Genomic DNA, 20,098 nt, shown 5'->3' with positions numbered 1-20,098 from the left:
AGAAAAGACGTAAATGTCTTAAATACATTGATGGCTTCGTTTAATATTGTTTTCTTTCATTTTATCCGATGGGGTCACCGATGATCGCAGTTATCTTTGAAGTTGAACCGGCAGAGGGTGAGTACCACGCATATCTGGATTATGCCGGGGCACTGAAACCTTTATTGGAACAAATGGACGGTTTTATTTCAGTAGAACGTTTTCAGAGTTTAAGTAATCCGCAGAAGTTGTTATCGCTATCATTTTGGCGCGATGAGGCGGCCGTTAAGCAGTGGCGGAATATTGAACAGCATCGTAGCGCACAAGCCGCGGGGCGTGCGAGTGTGTTCGCCGGTTATCGCCTGCGGGTAGCGGCGGTGGTACGGGACTACGGCTTAACTGAGCGAGAGCAAGCGCCTGTTGATAGCCAGGTTCATCATAAACAATGAGTTATAGGTAACGACGGATACATTTTGTGTTTGGTAGCCCCCTAATGGTCAACCGCGGAACCGTATAGTGTATTTGGGACGATATCGCCGATTTAGTGTGTCACAATGTAAAATCCATGTGACGTATATGTGACTTCGTGCGCAAAAACACACCAATTTTATGCTGATTTCATCAGTAAAACCACGTTGAAAATCCTTCTACTCTGCCTTAACGCAGAACGAAATTAATTATAACTAATTAATTTAAAACACTATTCATAATATTATTTTTTTTGGGTACGGCAGAATATTGCCTTTTTACCAGAGCTTGATTGTACTTGTCTATACGAGTATATGTTAATAAATACTCAAGCTAAGTAATGTCGTTGATACCTGAAAAACTGGTTGAAGGAAATTGCCGTGACTGCCCCAAATAGATTCCGTGATACTGAGATTCGTGCCCCGCGTGGTACGCAACTTACGGCCAAAAGTTGGCTGACCGAAGCCCCGTTACGTATGCTAATGAACAATCTTGATCCAGACGTGGCTGAGAATCCAAAAGAATTAGTGGTTTACGGCGGTATCGGCCGCGCAGCCCGCAATTGGGAATGCTATGACAAGATTGTTGAAAGCCTGACCCATCTGAATGACGACGAGACGCTACTGATTCAGTCAGGTAAGCCCGTCGGTGTCTTCAAAACCCACAGTAACGCCCCTAGAGTATTGATTGCCAACTCGAATCTGGTGCCTCATTGGGCCAACTGGGAGCATTTTAACGAACTAGATGCCAAGGGGTTGGCGATGTACGGCCAGATGACCGCAGGCAGTTGGATTTATATCGGTAGCCAAGGCATTGTGCAGGGTACCTATGAAACCTTCGTCGAAGCCGGTCGACAGCACTTTGGTGGCAGCCTGAAAGGGCGCTGGGTATTAACGGCAGGTCTGGGTGGCATGGGCGGGGCACAGCCACTGGCGGCAACCTTGGCGGGTGCATGTTCTCTGAATATTGAGTGCCAGCAGAGCCGCATCGATTTCCGTCTTAAAACCCGTTATGTCGATGAACAAGCCACCGATCTGGATGATGCGTTAGCGCGAATCGAAAAATATACTGCGGCGGGTGAAGCTGTTTCTATTGCACTGTGTGGCAATGCGGCTGAAATTTTACCTGAGCTGGTTCGTCGTGGGGTTCGCCCAGATATGGTGACCGACCAAACCAGCGCACATGACCCGCTAAACGGTTATCTACCAAAAGGCTGGAGCTGGGAAGAGTATCGTCAGCGCGCCCAAAGCGAACCCGCATTGGTGGTTAATGCCGCTAAAACTTCCATGGCGGAACATGTTGAAGCGATGCTGGCCTTCCACAATATGGGTATTCCAACCTTTGATTACGGCAATAATATTCGCCAGATGGCACAAGATATGGGGGTCACTCATGCTTTTGATTTCCCTGGTTTTGTCCCTGCGTATATTCGCCCGCTATTCTGTCGCGGTATTGGCCCGTTCCGCTGGGCTGCGCTCTCTGGTAACGCCGACGATATTTATAAAACCGATGCCAAGGTTAAGGAACTTATCCCTGATGATGAGCACTTGCATCACTGGTTGGATATGGCCCGCGAACGTATCAGTTTCCAAGGGCTACCGGCCCGTATTTGCTGGGTAGGCTTGGGGCAGCGCGCTAAATTAGGTTTAGCTTTTAACGAGATGGTTCGCAGTGGTGAACTGTCGGCCCCGATTGTCATTGGCCGCGACCATCTGGACTCCGGTTCAGTTGCCAGTCCTAACCGAGAAACCGAAGCGATGCAGGACGGCTCTGATGCCGTATCTGACTGGCCGCTGCTCAATGCATTGCTCAATACGGCCAGTGGCGCAACGTGGGTTTCTCTGCACCACGGTGGTGGTGTCGGGATGGGCTTCTCCCAGCACTCTGGCATGGTGGTGGTCTGTGATGGCACTGATGATGCTGCTGAGCGCATCGCCCGGGTATTACATAACGATCCGGCTACTGGTGTTATGCGTCATGCAGATGCAGGTTATGACATTGCCATTAATTGTGCACAAGAGCAGGGGTTGAACCTGCCGATGGTTGCTGCAACTCAAGGTAAAAAATCATGAAAACAGTCAATAAAACAGTCAATAAAACAGTCAATAAAACAATGGTACTGCACCCTGGGCTGATGACGTTGGCGGATTTGCGACATATATACCAACATCCAGTCAACATATCGCTGGATGAAAGTGCTGATGCGGCTATCCAGCAGAGTGTGAAGTGCGTACAGGCAATATTGGCAGAAAAGCGTACTGCCTATGGCATTAATACTGGTTTTGGCCTGTTAGCATCGACTCGCATCGCTACCGAAGATCTGGAGAACCTGCAACGTTCGATAGTCCTTTCCCACGCAGCCGGCGTCGGAGAGCCGAATGACGACGCCATTGTGCGGCTGATTATGGTGTTGAAAATCAATAGCCTGGCGCGTGGATTTTCAGGTATCCGTCGGGAAGTCATTAATGCGTTGATTACGTTAGTTAACGCAGAGGTCTATCCGCATATTCCGCTAAAAGGATCCGTGGGTGCTTCCGGTGATTTAGCACCGTTGGCGCACATGAGCTTGCTGCTGTTGGGAGAAGGTAAAGCGCGTTATCAGGGCGAATGGCTTGATGCTCGCACGGCTCTGACGAAAGCGGGCCTGGAACCGCTCACCTTAGCGGCCAAAGAAGGGTTAGCATTACTCAATGGCACTCAGGTTTCAACAGCTTATGCACTACGTGGTTTGTTTGAAGCCGAAGATCTCTATGCTGCGGCGTCTGTCTTTGGCAGTCTCACCGTGGAAGCGGCTTTAGGCTCCCGTAGCCCGTTTGACGCACGTATTCATGCGGTGCGAGGCCAGCGTGGTCAGATTGACGCGGCCAATACTTATCGCCACCTGTTGGGCGATCGCAGTGAAATCTCTGAATCTCATAAGAATTGTGACAAAGTACAGGATCCTTACTCTCTGCGTTGTCAGCCGCAGGTGATGGGTGCCTGCCTGACTCAAATGCGTCAGGCAGCAGAGGTGCTGGCTATCGAGTCGAATGCAGTATCAGATAATCCGCTGGTGTTTGCCGAACAAGGCGATGTGCTGTCAGGCGGTAATTTCCATGCTGAGCCGGTGGCTATGGCAGCGGATAATTTGGCATTGGCACTGGCTGAAATAGGTTCATTAGCCGAGCGTCGTATTTCACTATTAATGGATAAACATATGTCGCAGTTACCACCATTCCTGGTGGAAAATGGCGGCGTAAACTCTGGTTTTATGATTGCACAGGTGACTGCTGCTGCATTAACCAGCGAAAATAAAGGGCTGGCATACCCTTCCAGTGTTGACAGTATTCCTACATCTGCCAATCAGGAAGACCATGTCTCTATGGCACCACGTGCGGGTAAACGCTTGTGGGAAATGGCCGAAAACGTGCGCGACATTCTGGCTGTTGAGTGGCTAGCGGCATGTCAGGGGTTGGATTTGCGCAAAGGTTTGAAAACCTCGGATGCATTGGAGCCTGCCCGCCAGCTATTGCGCCAACATGTAGCCTACTACGAGAAAGATCGTTTCTTTGCCCCCGATATTGAAGCGGCAAGCCAACTCATCGCGCAGCGTCATATGAATGAACTGATGCCTGCGCACCTACTACCCAGCCTTTAATAACGATTTGTCCACTAATAACCGTTCATCAACTAATAACAATTAATCTACTAATAACAACGGTCACCAGTTATTACATCAACCTATGGGTGGTCCCGATTACCGGGATCACCCTCTCTGAACCCCTGCCTGAAAAGGCACAAATTTTGCGAGAATGTACCATGAAAAATGATTCATCCACGCTCAAACGAGGCCTCAGTGCCCGGCATATCCGGTTTATGGCGTTAGGTTCCGCCATTGGGACCGGTCTGTTTTATGGCTCTGCCGAGGCGATTCGTCTGGCGGGACCAGCAGTTTTACTTGCTTACCTCATCGGCGGAGCGGCCGTGTTTATGGTGATGCGCGCGCTGGGTGAGATGGCAGTGCATGACCCGGTAGCAGGCTCTTTCGGTCACTATGCCAGCCGTTATCTTGGGCCGCTGGCCGGTTTTCTCACTGGCTGGACCTATACCTTTGAGATGATTATTGTGGCGTTGGCTGATGTCACCGCATTCGGTATCTATATGGGGTTATGGTTCCCTGATGCGCCACAGTGGGTTTGGGTGCTGAGTATTATTTTCTTTATTGGTGCGCTGAATCTCTGCTCAGTCAAAGTGTTTGGTGAAATGGAGTTCTGGCTATCGTTGCTAAAAGTGACGGCGATTATTGCCATGATTGCTGCCGGCTTGGGCATCATGATGTTTGGCTTTGGTGCAGGTCATGAGAGCACCGGTGTCAGTAATCTCTGGTCTCATCAAGGATTTATGCCGAATGGCTTGACGGGGGTGATTGCATCATTTGCCGTGGTGATGTTTGCTTTTGGGGGGATAGAAATTATCGGTGTCACGGCCAGTGAGGCAAAGAACCCAGAAAAAGTACTACCACGTGCCATTAATACCGTACCGATACGCATTCTACTGTTCTATGTTTTGACCTTGTTTGTGCTGATGGCTATTTATCCATGGAATAGTATTGGGCAAAATGGCAGTCCTTTTGTTGAGATTTTCAGTAGTTTAGGTATTAGTTCTGCTGCTAATATTTTGAATCTGGTGGTTATTACCGCGGCTATTTCCGCCATTAACAGTGATATTTACGGTGCGGGTCGCATGATGTACGGCATGGCGCAAGAAGGGCTGGCACCGAAGTGTTTTAGCCGTCTGACCCGTAATGGTGTGCCATGGATGACTATTTTGGTGATGGCAATCGCACTGTTATGTGGTGTGGTGCTGAACTATCTGATCCCGAAAAATGTATTCCTGATTATTGCCTCGATTGCCACCTTTGCGACGGTCTGGGTATGGCTGATGATCCTTATCTCGCAAGTGGCGATGCGCCGCTCTATGAGCAAAGAGAATATTGCCCGGCTGACATTCCCGGTACCGTTCTGGCCAGTGGCACCGATTCTGACCATCATCTTTATGGCATTTATTATCGCGGTTTTAGGTTACTTCCCTGATACCCGTATCGCCATGTATGTTGGGGTGGCGTGGGTAGTATTAATGACTCTCGCCTGGTGGGTCTGGTTACGCAAGGCTTCACCACGGTCTCTTCAAGAACCGATAGAGAGTTTGCAAAAACAGATAGAAAGTCGCGAGGTTTAGTCACGACTGGCCGCTGATGATCGATTCAGCGGCCATACTGTTGCTTTTTAGCTCTGTGGGGGGCGAGTCGGCACATTGATCACCAATTTTTGGTGTAATTCTAACGCCATGGTTTCAAGGCGGGTGGTTAATTGATTGGTCAGGGTGGTGAGTTCTGTATTCTGCCGCAGTAACTCCAGCATTTGTTCCGCATTTTGCGCTGCCATTCTTTGCCGCTCTTCATTCGCAATGGCTAGTGCCTCGCGATGTTGTGCATCGGCTTGTGCATTAGCCTTATCACGTTCTGCCTGGCGGGTTTGCGCCAATAAAATAAGGGGTGCTGCGTAGGCCGCCTGTAAGCTAAAAGCCAGATTTAGCAAAATAAACGGGTAAATATCAAATTTGACAATACCCATCACATTCAGACCAATCCAGATCACCACAATGAGTGTTTGTGCGCCAAGGAAGACTGGCGTGCCGAAAAAACGGGCAAAAGCTTCTGCTTTCTGGGCAAACCAACTGTTGCCGAAAGGGGTTGATAAGTGTTCATGAGCACGATGGTAGCGGAGATAATCGACTTTACGTGTCTGTAGTGGCGGCTGCTCGGTCACGGGTTCAGTTTTTTTCATAGGATGTTACCCCGGTAGATGAAGGATTCTGTTGAGGTCAGCTCACGACAAAATTAAATCAGGTTACTTAATGCTTCAGACTATTTAATTATAGAGTGGGGTCCGATGAGCAATGGATAATTACCCCGTCTAAAGATGTTGAGTTGATGGAATAATCACATATTCATTTTATTGTTATCGCACTATATACCAAGATAATGTTTTGCGTTTAAAGTAGCGGCGTGGCCAGATGGTGATAAACTGACCTCAATTGTGAAAAATTATATACATACGGAGTAGCGGCCCATGCCTGCCATAGCCATTAAGCGGTGGATTAAACGGATTGTACTGGTCTTGGTGGTAATGTCAGTTACCATACTGGCGATACGAATTTACGATACACAACGTGGCCCAAAGCTCGAGCTTTGGCATACGTTTGTTCCTCATGATATGCGCGCGGCTGAGATTGATAAAGCCAGTTGGGCGGATTACATCAAAGCTGAAAATAACCTTTTCGATGAAGTGCGGATTAATGTTACCGAGAAACTGGAACCAAGGAATGAAATTCCATTAAATCGTTATTACTCTGGTAGCTCGATTTACCCCCCACATTTCAAAAATGACTGGAATCGCTCATATATTCTTGAGCCAGAAGGTAAACCTAAAGGTGCTGTGGTCTTACTGCATGGTTTAACTGACACCCCTTATAGCCTGCGTCATATTGCTGAAAATTATCGTCAGCGTGGATATGTTGCCATTGGTATTCGTTTGCCCGCTCACGGAACAGTGCCTGCGGCTCTGACCGATGTTGAATGGCAGGACTGGCTGGCGGCAACGCGCTTAGCTGTTCGTGAAGCCAAAGCACTGAGTGGCCCTGATTTACCGCTACACGTGGTCGGCTTCTCCAATGGCGGCGCGTTGGCAATGAAATATACGTTGGATTCAATGGATGACCCAACACTGGCGAAACCGGTGCGGGTTATCTTGATATCCCCGATGATCGGTGTCACCAGTTTTGCGCGTTTTGCCGGTATTGCCGGTTGGCCCGCTATCTTCCCGGCCTTTGCTAAAGCTGCCTGGTTGGGGATTGTGCCGGAGTTTAATCCTTTCAAATATAACTCGTTCCCAGTGAATGCTGCCCGTCAGTCTTATTTACTGACGTCTGTGCTGCAACAGCAAATTGCGCGTGATGCCAGAAACAATAAGATGGAGGAGTTACCTCCGATTCTGACCTTCCAGTCGTTAATGGATTCAACGGTCAGTACTCGTGCGGTTGTTACTGCTCTTTATAACCACTTGCCGAAGAATGGTAGCGAAGTGGTGCTGTTCGATTTGAACCGTGCCGCCAGTTTCGGCCCGCTATTAAGAACTTCTTCTTATACTGCTCTGGCGCGTTTGTTGCCTCCACCACCACGTAATTATAGCGTAACGGTGATTACCAACGTTTCACCGCAAAGTAATGAAACAGTGGCGCTGACTACCTTGGCGGGTGAGACTAACGAGGTTTCAGTACCTACCGGCTTGATTTACCCACCGGACATTTTCTCGTTATCCCACGTGGCATTGCCATTCCCAATGAGTGATTCGCTGTATGGCCGCTATCCAGAACCGCGTGACCAATACGGTATCAGCTTGGGGACTTTTGCCGCTCGTGGTGAGCGGGCGGTACTGGTTGTCGGGTTAGACTCACTGATGCGTATCTCATCAAATCCATTCTATTCGTACATGTTGCAGCGGATAGATGACAAGATAGACGCACCAGCGAAATAAGATGATGTTAAAGCCTCCGAATCGGGGGCTTTTTCATAATGAGTGCCATACTTTCAAGTCGTAGCTGTTGTTCATATTTACTGACCCAGAAAGGAAAGCAAAATGTCTATTGAAAAAGTCGTATACCGTGCCAAAGCTAAAGCCACTGGCGGGCGTGATGGTCGGGCAACATCCTCAGATGGCGTATTGGATGTGAAATTGGGCGTCCCAAAAGAGATGGGTGGGGCGGGGGGCGCTGTGACTAATCCAGAACAGCTCTTTGCTGCGGGCTATTCAGCTTGTTTCCTTGGTGCGCTGAAATTTGTGGCATCAAAAGAAAAGGTGAAAGTGCCTGATGATGCCAGCATTGAAGGTACCGTGGGTATTGGTGCCATTCCAACTGGTTTTGGTATTGAAGTGCAACTGGATATCAGCTTGCCGGGTATCGAGCGTAGCGTAGCAGAAGATTTGGTGAAAAAGGCACATGTTGTCTGCCCATATTCCAATGCCACGCGTGGCAATATTGATGTGACATTGAATATCAAATAAGCCAATTTCTCATCTCAGCAGCCCATGAGAATTATCTTGTGGGCTATATGCTGCATCCCCAAATTTTCTGCTCTAACTTCAAATAAATAAGCCAATATATCCTCTAGAGACTATGCGCTAGTTCGTGGATTGACGAACTAAGAATTGTTAAGATAATTCTTGTAACTAAAATCAATAGCATGCTTATTGATCTCGCACTGAACCTGAGGGGGGGTTCACTGTCTGACTGATTCAAGCCGCAAATAGTGTCTCTGGAGACCTGGCGTTATATGGACAGAGTTAAATCTTTATCACAGCAAAGCATTTCTTTGTTGTTGGCTGTTTATATTGGTATTTTCCTGAATATATCTGTCTTTTATCGTCGTTTTGACTCCTTTAGCCAAGGTATCCAAGGCATAAAAGTCGTGTCTGCTATCATCGAAGTGATGGCCATTATTCTGTTTACCTTTTTTGTTATGAGGGTGATCTCCCTCGGTGGCCGGTGGTTTTATCGTGTTATTGCCACCCTGCTGGTCCTAATTTCTGTCGCTGCCAGCTATTACATGACTTTTTTCAATGTTGTCATTGGCTACGGCATCGTTATTTCGGTGCTGACCACCGATACAGATTTATCGAAAGAAGTCATCGGGTTACATTTTGTCATTTGGATGGTATTGGTCAGCACACTACCGTTACTACTTATCTGGAAAAACACTCTGCGGCTAACCCTGCTTGAGCAATTTTTGACACCAGGGCAGCGTATTAAGCCTGTTTTGTTGATGGCGGTTGCTGTGGCGCTGGTTTGGTTGCCGTTACGCTATCTGGATAATGTACAAGATGCTAATGAGCAACTGAAAACGGTGGATTTGCCGAGTTATGGCGGTGTGGTTGCTCACTCATATTTACCCTCTAACTGGTTGGCTGCATTGGGTTTATATGCTTATACCCAATATAACGAGCGTTATGATGCGGTAACATTGTATAACCCGACCGAACACCATACTTATATCGCGCCTGCCGGTATTGATGACACCTATGTTGTGTTTATCATTGGCGAAACAACGCGTTGGGATCATATGGGGTTGTTGGGATACCCACGTGATACCACTCCTCGCCTGAGTAAAGAGAAGAATTTAGTCGCTTTCCGTGGCACATCTTGTGATACCTCAACCAAACTTTCACTGCGCTGCATGTTTGTGCGCGAAGGCGGCACTGAGAATAATCCACAGCGCACATTGAAAGAGCAAAATGTGTTTACGGTGATGAAATCATTGGGTTTTACCTCTGAACTGTTTGCCATGCAGAGCGAAATTTGGTTTTACAACAATGCGAATACTGATAATTACTCGTTCCGTGAATTGATTGCTTCAGAGAAGCGCAACGATGATAAGCCGGTAGATGACATGCTGCTGGTTGATGAATTGAAGGAGTCTCTGGGACGTTATCCTGTAGGCAAACATTTGGTGGTATTGCATACCAAAGGCTCACATTACCTCTATTCCCAACGCTATCCCCGCAGTTATGCCCGCTATCAGCCTGAATGTATGGGGGTCGATGATTTTTGCAGTAAGCAGCAATTGGTGAACGCTTTTGATAACAGTGTGCTGTATACCGATTCGTTTATCGCAAATGTGATTGACCAAATGCGGGATAAAAAAGCATTAGTGTTTTATGCATCGGATCATGGTGAGTCTATTGACGAGAACTCCCACTTCCATGGAACACCACGTGAAATGGCGCCCCCGGAGCAATTCCGTGTGCCATTGATGGTTTGGGCCTCGGACAAATTCCTGGCGCAACCGGATCATCTCGCGGCTTTTGAGCAACTACAGGCTGAGCAGCGGGTGGGTAAGACCCATCGTCAGGTTGAATTGTTTGATTCTATTTTGGGTTGTTTAGGTTATACCTCGCCAGATGGCGGCATTAATGCCCAGAATAACTGGTGCCAGGCACCGGGGCGGCCCGCAAAATAAACATTTAGCACAAGTATAATCCGATACGGAATGATTTTTGATTCCAATCCCATTGTCACTTTTAGGTTACGGTATACTCCAGTTCCAATCCCTACTGGCTGGAGTCTTCCATGACTTACCGTGTTGCCTTTATTGATGATCATGACATTGTGCGCTCAGGTTTTGCCCAGCTACTTTCTCTGGAAGACGATATTCAAGTGGTGGGGGAGTTTAGTTCAGCAAAACAGGCACGCCTCGGATTACCTAGCCTACAGGCGAATATCTGTATTTGTGATATCTCGATGCCTGATGAGAGTGGTTTAGATTTACTGAAAGACCTCCCTTCAGGGATGGGGGTCATTATGCTCTCGATGCACGACAGCCCGGCGCTAGTGGAAATGGCGTTGGAGCGTGGTGCGCGGGGGTTCCTATCCAAGCGTTGTAAGCCAGAAGATCTGGTTTCCGCTGTCCGTACCGTTGGCAGTGGCGGCGTCTATCTGATGCCTGAAATCGCCCAACAATTGACTCGTATTGCTGTTGACCCCTTAACCCGACGTGAGCGGGAAGTTGCCTTGTTATTAGCGCAAGGAATGGAAGTGCGCGAGATAGCCGAGTCACTTGGCCTGTCACCGAAAACCGTGCATGTTCATCGAGCTAACTTATTTTCCAAGCTCGGTGTCAGTAATAACGTTGAGTTAGCTAAGCAGGTATTGAATCTATGATGCAGCGTTTTATTATGCTGCTGGCATTGTTATTTATTTATATCACTGCAGCTTTCTGTTTATGGTCCGTTGGCACTCAATTAGTTGATCGGCCGTTACAGGCACTACTGCTGTTCCCGTTTGGCCTGCGGATGGGCATTTTATTGCAAAGCCCACGTCAATATTGGCCGGGCATTCTGTTGGGTGATGCACTGCTATGGTGGCTGCTGACCGATCAGTTTGGCTATCCTTATAGCTTGCTGTGGGCTGCGATTCCCTTACTGCTGGCGACCACGTTATTGGCGGTTATCGCTTCTCCTTGGCTGTTGCGCAATCAGAGCAGCGGCAGTGAATGGAAGTGGCCCTTGATGCAAGGTGTGGTGATTTTTGGTGCTGCATTGATACAAGCATTAGGATGGCAAATTAACAGTGGTCAGGGTGCGATGGCGCTGTTATTGGGGTTGGTGGGTGGATTTACCATCGCGCCGATTTGTCTGTTGTTGTGGCACTATCTGGCGCGTCAAATCTGGGCTCCGCTGGAGCCGGGGCTGATTCATAAACCCATTAATCTACGTTTGCGCCATATCCTGTGGTATCTGCTGCTATTCGCCTTGAGCATATGGCTACAACATCATGTCACCGAGTCAGATTTGTATTTGTTTGCACCGTTCTGTTTGGCAATCCCGATTGTATTTATGTCTTATCGCTATGGTTGGCAAGGGGCGGTGGTGGCCACATTGCTCAATGGCATGGTGTTATTGATCAATACCCCCGCAGAATTAGATTCACACCGTGATTTGTTGTTGTCGTTATTGGCGCAGAGTTTGACCGGCTTATTATTAGGTGCGGGGATCCAGCGTCAGCGCGAGTTAAATTACCAATTACAGCTACGGCTGAATGAAAATCGTGAGTTGGCTAAAGCATTGGTGGTGGCCGAAGAACATGCCCGGCGTGATGTTGCACGTGAACTGCATGATGAGGTTGGGCAGACAGTGACGGTTATCCGAACCCAAGCCAGTATTATCAAACGGTTAACTACCCAACCACAGGTATTGGCCAGTGCCGAAATGGTCGAGACGCTGGCGTTGCGGGTTTACGATGGTGTCCATGATGTTTTGGCGAAACTGTGGCCTGCGGCATTGAATAATCTGCCCTTATCGGCGGCTATTGCTGCACTAATACGTGAACTTATTCCGCAGGATCAATCAGTGACCGGTGTGCTTAACTGGCAACTCAGTGACGCTGATATAGATGAAACACTGAAAATCACCCTATACCGTATCTGTCAGGAGGGAGTAACCAATGCCTATCGCCATGGTGCTGCCAGCCGGATTGAAATTAATGCACAACAGAATGATAGACAGATAACACTGACGATTCGCGATAATGGAAAAGGTGTTGATTTGGCGACATTAACCCCAGGTTATGGGCTAAGAGGTATGCAATCACGGGTGAGTGCTTTAGGGGGGGATTTTACGCTGAGTGTCGATAACGGCACCTGTTTAAATGTGATCTTGCCCACAGTTTCTCTGCCAGCTAATGAAAACTAAGAAATATTCTCGGTTTTTGCAGGGTTTTTTCTCATTGGTTTTGTACGCACGAGGAACATGATGACTCTACTTGAAAAAATTTCTGAGGTTCACATGTGGTCTTTCCTCAAAAGCCGCGATAACGTGCCGCCCGTCACGGATCAAGCGCAAATTGATTCGTCTTATAAATATTGGCGTATTCAACTAATGTGGACGATGTATATCGGCTACGCTGCGTTCTATTTCACCCGTAAAAGCTTTAACTTCATCATGCCTGCAATGCTGAGTGATTTAGGGCTGACCATGTCTGATGTCGGGATTTTAGGCACACTCTTTTATATCACTTATGGTTGCTCTAAATTTATCTCCGGCATGATAAGTGACCGCTCAAATCCGCGCTACTTTATGGGCATTGGGTTGGTTATGACCGGGGTTATCAATATCCTGTTCGGCATGAGCTCGTCACTGCTTGTGTTTGGTTCTTTGTGGATCCTTAATGCCTTCTTCCAAGGTTGGGGTTGGCCGCCTTGTTCCAAAATCCTGACCAGTTGGTATTCGCGCTCAGAACGCGGGGGTTGGTGGGCGATGTGGAATACTTCGCATAACTTTGGTGGTGCACTGATTCCCTTGTTGGTCGGCTTTATTTCTCTGCACTTTAGCTGGCGTTACGGCATGATTATCCCTGGTATTATCGGTGTGGTGATCGGTTTACTGATGTGTTGGCGCTTGCGTGATAAGCCGAGCACGATGGGGTTGCCGAGTGTGGGTAAGTGGCGCAATGATGCGATGGAATTGGTCCAGGAATCTGAAGGCCAGGGGCTATCAAATAAAGAGATTGTGAAGCGCTATGTATTAACCAACAAATATATCTGGTTGCTGGCGGTATCTTACGTGCTGGTTTATATCGTTCGTACTGCTATCAATGACTGGGGTAACCTTTATTTGACACAAGAGAAAGGTTATTCATTGATGACGGCCAACTCGGCGATTTCACTGTTCGAGGTGGGGGGTTTTATTGGCTCGTTGGTGGCAGGTTGGGGTTCTGATAAGTGGTTCCGTGGCAACCGTGGGCCAATGAACTTGATATTTGCTATTGGAATTTTCCTCTCGGTGGCGTCGTTGTGGATTATGCCGGGTGTCAGTTACATCTTGCAGGCGAGTTGCTTCTTTGCCATTGGCTTCTTCATTTTTGGCCCGCAGATGTTAATTGGTATGGCTGCCGCTGAATGCTCACATAAGGATGCTGCGGGAGCTGCTACCGGTTTTGTTGGGTTGTTTGCCTACTTGGGTGCGGCCTTATCTGGCTACCCCATTGCCCGCGTGATGGAGGTTTGGCACTGGAATGGTTTCTTTGTGGTTATTTCCATTGCGGCCTGTTTATCTGCATTCTTCTTGCTGCCATTCCTACGGGCGCAATCGCCAGAATTAAAGCAAGCGGAAGCCTGATTTACGTGCAAATGCGTCAGTTTTAGCCGTTGGTGATGTTTTTAACAACAGTCACTCAGCGTTTGTTAAAAAGTGATTGACGGCCAAAAATCGTAGCAGTAAGATGCGCCCCGATTCGGCGAGTAGCGCAGCTTGGTAGCGCAACTGGTTTGGGACCAGTGGGTCGGAGGTTCGAATCCTCTCTCGCCGACCAAATTTAAGAACCCTGACTTTTAAGTCAGGTTTTTTTTTGTGTTTTTTCTGCCAAATTTGCCTATCCATCCCGCTATTTCCTTAATCTAAATCGCCCCCACTGACATGATTTGGTCACCGATAATATCTGTTGCGCAGTCATGCACTCATAAGGGGCACCATTAGGGTGCACTTTCGTATGAAGCCTTGCTATCTCTTGGACGGTGAGGGGGGTGGCAAGCTGACTTTGCTTTTTTAACGGCACGCAAGATGTGTGAAATTCTGGCTGGATGTGACAACGATCACGTCACTTATCGGCTGTCACGACAGCATTTCCTCCTGTTTTCTGTCGAGATTACAAAAAAATCCGACCAGATATGCATCATTTAGCAACAAAGTTTTTTCGTTTGTCACTGGATGTTGCGACTGCTTTATTCTAATTAGCCAGTCAATATCGCTGGCATATTACCGCTAGCATAATTTTTCATGCTAATAATGTTAACGAGAAGTTTTTTTTATGTTTGCATGCTGTTTCTCATTGTCTTGATAAAACCTTTCAGACCGTATTGACGTTGCCACCAACTGTTGCCAAATTGGTACCCTCAGGGGGAGTCATAGAGAGCAGTTTGGGTGATTCAATGCATTCAAAATTGCTGTCGTGATAGCTTTTATCCGACATCTCAATCCCGCATCCCTGCGGCTAATGAGCCAAAACGGTACAGTCCACGGACGAAAAAATTATAGGGTCTGGCCGTACACACAACACACATCACCATAATGGAGCACAAGCGATGACGATTTCCTTGGGAAAAACAGGGATACTGAAATTCGGTATTGGGCTGATTGCACTGACCGTGGCGGCCAGTGTACAAGCAAAAACATTAGTCTATTGTTCTGAAGGTTCACCTGAGGGTTTCAACCCGCAGCTCTTTACCTCTGGCACAACGTATGACGCCAGCTCGGTACCCATCTACAACCGTCTGGTTGAATTCAAACTCGGTACTACCGAAATTGAACCTGGTCTGGCTGAAAAGTGGGAAGTTAGCCCAGATGGCAAAAGCTATACCTTCCATCTGCGTAAAGGCGTGAAGTGGCAAGATAATAAAGACTTCAAACCGACCCGTGATCTCAATGCTGACGATGTGATCTACTCCTTCATGCGTCAGAAAGATGACAAACATCCGTACCATAAAGTGTCTGGCGGCAGCTATGAATACTTCCAGGGCATGGGTATGGGTGATTTGATCACCAATGTGGTTAAAGTTGACGACAACACCGTGCGTTTTGAATTGGCGCGTCCTGAGTCGCCATTCCTTGCCGATCTGGCGATGGACTTTGCCTCTATCCTGTCTGCTGAATATGCCGACAAGATGCTGAAAGCGGGCACCCCGGAAAAAGTCGATTTGAACCCAATCGGTACCGGCCCATTCCAGTTGCAACAATACCAAAAGGACTCCCGTATCCTGTACAAAGCCTTTGAGGGTTTCTGGGGTACTAAGCCGAAAATTGATCGTTTGGTGTTCTCTATTACACCAGATGCGTCAGTCCGTTACGCTAAATTGCAGAAAAATGAATGTCAGGTTATGCCATACCCTAACCCGGCTGACATTGCTCGCATGAAAGAAGACAAAACCATCAACCTGATGGAGCAACCTGGCTTGAACGTCGGTTACCTCTCCTTCAACGTTGAGAAAAAACCATTGGATAACGTGAAGGTTCGTCAGGCGTTGACCATGGCTGTTAACAAAGAAGCGATTATTGATGCGGTTTATCAGGGTGCTGGTCAAGCAGCCAAGAACCTGATCCCACCGACTATGTGGGGCTACAACGATGACGTGAAAGATTACGCTTACGATCCGGCTAAAGCGAAAGAGCTGTTGAAAGAAGCGGGCCTACCAGATGGATTCGCTATCGATCTGTGGGCAATGCCAGTTCAGCGTCCGTACAACCCGAATGCCCGTCGTATGGCTGAAATGATCCAGTCTGATTGGGCGAAAATTGGTGTGAAAGCCAAGATAGTGACTTACGAGTGGGGCGAATACCTCAAGCGTGCTAAAGACGGCGAGCATGAAACGGTGATGATGGGCTGGACTGGGGACAATGGGGACCCAGACAACTTCTTCGCCACCCTGTTTAGCTGTGATGCGGCCAAGCAAGGTTCCAACTACTCCAAATGGTGTTATAAGCCGTTTGAAGACGTGATTCAGCCTGCTCGTGCTGAGTCTGATCATGACAAACGTGTCGCACTTTACAAACAAGCTCAGGTTGTTATGCATGATCAAGCTCCGGCGCTGATTGTTGCTCACTCAACTGTGTATGAGCCAGTGCGTAAAGAAGTGAAGGGTTATGTTGTAGATCCGTTGGGTAAACACCATTTCGAGAACGTGTCCCTGGATTAATTTTAACCGTGCATAAGACCGGTGAGTATGTGTAAAAGCATATTCGCCGGTTTCTTATTGATACCCAAAATAATTCGAATTGCAGGAAGGCGGCAAGCGAATGAGTCCCGATGAGCTTACTGAAGTAAGTGATTCGGGTGATTGAGTGTAGCCAACGCACATGCAGTTTGAAGTATGAAGGGTATAGGTTAAAACAGATACAGATGTGAGCCATATAACCTCTCCCAATAAGTGTCATTGTCGCAGAAATTTTGAGCATGGACAGCGCGCAAGCACTGGAGCGGACACCATGACCTTGTAAATCATGGCTACGTGACGGTGGTGAGCACTACCCTAGGTCAAAATGGCAAGTAAAATAGCTTATTGGGAAGGTTTTAATAAGCTGGGTTGCCCACGAGCAGCCCGGCATTCTACACAGAGAGTTCGGGATATGTTGCAGTTCATACTCCGACGTTTGGGGTTAGTTATCCCAACGTTTATCGGCATTACTTTGCTGACCTTTGCTTTTGTCCATATGATCCCGGGTGACCCGGTGACCATCATGGCTGGGGAACGCGGCATCTCCACCGAGCGTCATGCTCAAATCATGGCGGAAATGGGGCTAGACAAGCCTCTCTATCAACAATACTTCCATTATGTGAATGGCGTATTACATGGCGACCTCGGCATCTCGCTGAAAAGCCGTATTGCTGTCTGGGAAGAGTTCGTCCCACGCTTTAAAGCGACACTGGAACTGGGGATCTGCGCGATGCTGTTTGCTATCGCGGTGGGTATTCCGGTGGGGGTGTTGGCGGCAGTTAAACGCGGTTCAATATTCGATCACACCGCTGTTGGGATCTCCCTTACCGGCTATTCGATGCCTATCTTCTGGTGGGGCATCATGCTGATTATGTTGGTCTCGGTCCAATGGAACCTGACTCCGGTTTCCGGGCGCGTCAGTGATACGGTGTTCCTTGATGACAGCCTGCCTTTGACTGGTTTTATGCTGATTGACACCTTTGTTTGGGGTGAGCCGGGTGATTTCAAAGACGCGGTGATGCATATGATTTTGCCTGCCATCGTTTTAGGGACTATCCCTCTTGCCGTCATCGTGCGTATGACGCGCTCCTCGATGCTGGAAGTCTTGGGTGAAGATTATATCCGTACTGCGCGGGCGAAAGGCCTGAGCCGGATGCGGGTGATTGTGGTCCATGCACTGCGTAATGCTTTGCTACCGGTGGTTACCGTGATTGGTTTGCAGGTTGGTACCATGCTGGCAGGCGCTATCCTGACGGAAACCATCTTCTCCTGGCCGGGGTTAGGGCGCTGGCTGATGGATGCTTTGCAACGCCGTGATTACCCAGTGGTTCAGGGTGGTGTGTTGCTGGTCGCAATCATGATTATTTTAGTTAACTTGCTGGTAGATGTGCTCTATGGCGTAGTTAACCCGCGTATTCGTCACAAGAAATAAGGGGCGCAGAATGTCTCAACTTACTGAGTCTACAGTAAAAAGTGCGCCGAAGCCGATGACTCCATTGCAGGAGTTTTGGCACTATTTCAAGCGCAATAAAGGGGCTGTTATCGGCCTGTTCTACATTATTATTATGCTATTGATTGCTGCCGGTGCTACCTGGCTTGCCCCGCACGGGCCGGCAGAGCAATTTCGTGATGCGTTACTGAAGCCGCCGGTCTGGGAAGAGGGCGGCAGTTGGAAATTCCTGCTGGGTACCGATGATGTGGGCCGTGATGTCTTATCTCGCCTGATGTACGGTGCTCGCCTCTCGCTGCTGGTGGGTTGTCTGGTGGTGGTGCTATCACTGGTGATGGGCGTGATTTTCGGTTTATTGGCCGGTTATTTTGGCGGTATCGTTGATGCCATCATCATGCGTGTTGTCGATATCATGCTGGCACTGCCAAGCCTGTTGCTGGCATTAGTGCTGGTGGCGGTATTTGGCCCCTCCATCGTTAACGCCTCGCTCGCATTGACCTTTGTTGCCTTGCCGCATTATGTGCGTTTAACCCGTGCCGCGGTGCTGGTTGAGGTTAACCGCGACTACGTAACGGCCTCAAGAGTGGCTGGGGCGGGTGCGATGCGCCAGATGTTTATCAATATCCTGCCCAACTGCCTTGCGCCGTTAATCGTGCAGGCTTCTCTCGGCTTCTCTAACGCCATTCTGGATATGGCGGCTCTCGGCTTTCTCGGCATGGGTGCGCAACCGCCAACACCGGAATGGGGCACCATGCTCTCTGACGTGTTGCAGTTCGCCCAAAGCGCCTGGTGGGTCGTGACCTTCCCCGGTGTGGCGATCCTGCTGACGGTTCTGGCGTTTAACCTGATGGGGGACGGCCTGCGTGATGCTCTCGACCCCAAACTCAAGCAGTAACAGAGGTAGAGAGAGATGGCACTTTTAAATGTAGATAAATTATCGGTGCACTTCGGTGACGAAGGTGCGCCGTTCAAGGCCGTAGACCGTATTAGCTACAGCATTGAGCAAGGGCAGGTGGTAGGGATTGTGGGTGAATCCGGTTCCGGTAAGTCGGTCAGTTCACTGGCGATTATGGGACTGATTGATTACCCCGGCAAAGTGATGGCTGACAAGTTGGAGTTTAATGGCCGTGACCTGACCAAGATTTCCGAGAAAGAGCGACGTCAGTTAGTGGGTTCGGAAGTGGCCATGATCTTCCAGGACCCGATGACCAGTTTGAACCCGTGCTATACCGTCGGTTTTCAGATTATGGAAGCGCTGAAGGTGCATCAGGGCGGCAACCGTAAAACCCGCCGTCAGCGGGCGGTGGATTTGCTGACGCTGGTGGGCATTCCTGATCCCGCGTCACGTCTGGATGTGTATCCGCATCAGCTTTCCGGCGGGATGAGCCAGCGCGTGATGATTGCGATGGCGATTGCTTGTCGGCCGAAATTGTTGATTGCTGATGAGCCAACGACTGCGCTGGACGTGACCATTCAGGCCCAGATTATTGAATTGCTGCTGGAGTTACAGCAGCGTGAAAATATGGCGCTGCTGTTGATAACCCATGATCTGGCACTGGTGGCTGAGGCGGCTCATCATATTATTGTGATGTATGCCGGTCAGGTAGTGGAAACCGGTAAAGCCTCGGAAATCTTCCGCGCGCCACGGCACCCGTACACTCAGGCATTGTTACGAGCCTTACCGGAGTTTGCTCAGGATAAAGCGCGTCTGGCGTCGTTACCGGGTGTGGTACCGGGTAAATATGACCGTCCTGACGGGTGCTTATTGAACCCACGTTGCCCGTATGCCAATGATCGTTGCCGCCGTGAAGAGCCAGAACTGCTGGGGCCAGCGGGGCGTCAGGTTAAATGTCATACACCGCTCGATGATGCGGGGAGGCCGACCTTATGAGCCAACCAACTGA

15 protein-coding genes and 1 tRNA gene are annotated in these 20,098 nt (G+C 48.8%); 15 read left to right on the top strand and 1 reads right to left on the bottom strand.

Going from position 1 to position 20,098, the window contains the following annotated elements; translation table 11 throughout:
• Positions 1 to 80: 80 nt before the first annotated feature.
• The 4 genes from A6J66_016325 (at position 81) to proY (ending at position 5,664) form a co-directional block, all read left to right on the top strand.
• Positions 81 to 428 (top strand): antibiotic biosynthesis monooxygenase, encoded by a 348-nt coding sequence (locus A6J66_016325; protein ID PNM25602.1) that lies wholly within the window; start codon positions 81 to 83, stop codon positions 426 to 428.
• Positions 429 to 827: 399 nt separating this feature from the next.
• Complete coding sequence (gene hutU / locus A6J66_016320; protein ID PNM25601.1) at positions 828 to 2,519, top strand: urocanate hydratase; 1,692 nt, start codon at positions 828 to 830, stop codon at positions 2,517 to 2,519.
• A gap of 41 nt (positions 2,520 to 2,560) precedes the next feature.
• Complete coding sequence (hutH, locus tag A6J66_016315) at positions 2,561 to 4,084, top strand: histidine ammonia-lyase (protein ID PNM27048.1); 1,524 nt, start codon at positions 2,561 to 2,563, stop codon at positions 4,082 to 4,084.
• Between the two features lie 218 nt (positions 4,085 to 4,302).
• Complete coding sequence (gene proY, locus A6J66_016310) at positions 4,303 to 5,664, top strand: proline-specific permease ProY (protein ID PNM27047.1); 1,362 nt, start codon at positions 4,303 to 4,305, stop codon at positions 5,662 to 5,664.
• Between the two features lie 47 nt (positions 5,665 to 5,711).
• Here proY and A6J66_016305 read toward each other — a convergent pair whose 3' ends face one another.
• The gene (locus tag A6J66_016305; GenBank protein PNM25600.1) at positions 5,712 to 6,272 is read right to left on the bottom strand and encodes a DUF1003 domain-containing protein; all 561 of its coding nucleotides are present in this window, start codon (positions 6,270 to 6,272) and stop codon (positions 5,712 to 5,714) included.
• 285 nt (positions 6,273 to 6,557) lie between these two features.
• Between A6J66_016305 and A6J66_016300 the strand changes: the two genes are divergently transcribed.
• The 11 genes from A6J66_016300 (at position 6,558) to A6J66_016250 (ending at position 20,085) form a co-directional block, all read left to right on the top strand.
• A complete protein-coding gene (locus A6J66_016300; protein PNM25599.1) occupies positions 6,558 to 8,021 on the top strand; it encodes an alpha/beta hydrolase in 1,464 nt (487 codons plus the stop codon).
• Positions 8,022 to 8,123: 102 nt separating this feature from the next.
• A complete protein-coding gene (locus tag A6J66_016295; protein ID PNM25598.1) occupies positions 8,124 to 8,549 on the top strand; it encodes an organic hydroperoxide resistance protein in 426 nt (141 codons plus the stop codon).
• Positions 8,550 to 8,818: 269 nt separating this feature from the next.
• The gene (locus tag A6J66_016290; GenBank protein ID PNM25597.1) at positions 8,819 to 10,501 is read left to right on the top strand and encodes a kdo(2)-lipid A phosphoethanolamine 7''-transferase; all 1,683 of its coding nucleotides are present in this window, start codon (positions 8,819 to 8,821) and stop codon (positions 10,499 to 10,501) included.
• Positions 10,502 to 10,611: 110 nt separating this feature from the next.
• Positions 10,612 to 11,202, top strand: coding sequence for a transcriptional regulator UhpA (locus tag A6J66_016285; GenBank protein PNM25596.1), 591 nt, complete (start codon positions 10,612 to 10,614; stop codon positions 11,200 to 11,202).
• Positions 11,199 to 12,731 (top strand): signal transduction histidine-protein kinase/phosphatase UhpB, encoded by a 1,533-nt coding sequence (locus tag A6J66_016280; protein ID PNM25595.1) that lies wholly within the window; start codon positions 11,199 to 11,201, stop codon positions 12,729 to 12,731. The genes A6J66_016285 and A6J66_016280 overlap by 4 nt, the downstream gene beginning before the upstream one ends.
• Before the next feature lie 93 nt (positions 12,732 to 12,824).
• Positions 12,825 to 14,156 carry an MFS transporter gene (locus A6J66_016275; GenBank protein PNM27046.1) on the top strand — a complete coding sequence of 444 codons (1,332 nt, stop codon included), beginning with the start codon at positions 12,825 to 12,827 and terminating at the stop codon, positions 14,154 to 14,156.
• A gap of 116 nt (positions 14,157 to 14,272) precedes the next feature.
• A tRNA-Pro gene (locus A6J66_016270) sits at positions 14,273 to 14,349 on the top strand.
• Positions 14,350 to 15,118: 769 nt separating this feature from the next.
• Positions 15,119 to 16,726, top strand: a complete 1,608-nt coding sequence (locus A6J66_016265) for an ABC transporter substrate-binding protein (GenBank protein ID PNM25594.1) — start codon at positions 15,119 to 15,121, stop codon at positions 16,724 to 16,726.
• 430 nt (positions 16,727 to 17,156) lie between these two features.
• Positions 17,157 to 18,176, top strand: coding sequence for a dipeptide ABC transporter permease DppB (locus A6J66_016260; GenBank protein ID PNM25593.1), 1,020 nt, complete (start codon positions 17,157 to 17,159; stop codon positions 18,174 to 18,176).
• 10 nt (positions 18,177 to 18,186) lie between these two features.
• Positions 18,187 to 19,089 carry a dipeptide ABC transporter permease DppC gene (locus A6J66_016255; protein PNM25592.1) on the top strand — a complete coding sequence of 301 codons (903 nt, stop codon included), beginning with the start codon at positions 18,187 to 18,189 and terminating at the stop codon, positions 19,087 to 19,089.
• A 15-nt stretch (positions 19,090 to 19,104) separates the two neighbouring features.
• Positions 19,105 to 20,085, top strand: a complete 981-nt coding sequence (locus tag A6J66_016250; protein PNM25591.1) for a dipeptide ABC transporter ATP-binding protein — start codon at positions 19,105 to 19,107, stop codon at positions 20,083 to 20,085.
• The last annotated feature ends 13 nt before the right edge of the window (positions 20,086 to 20,098 follow it).

It is taken from the genome of Yersinia enterocolitica, from assembly GCA_002082245.2.
Lineage (GTDB): Bacteria > Pseudomonadota > Gammaproteobacteria > Enterobacterales > Enterobacteriaceae > Yersinia > Yersinia enterocolitica_E.
This window is presented reverse-complemented; position numbering and strand designations above follow the sequence as displayed.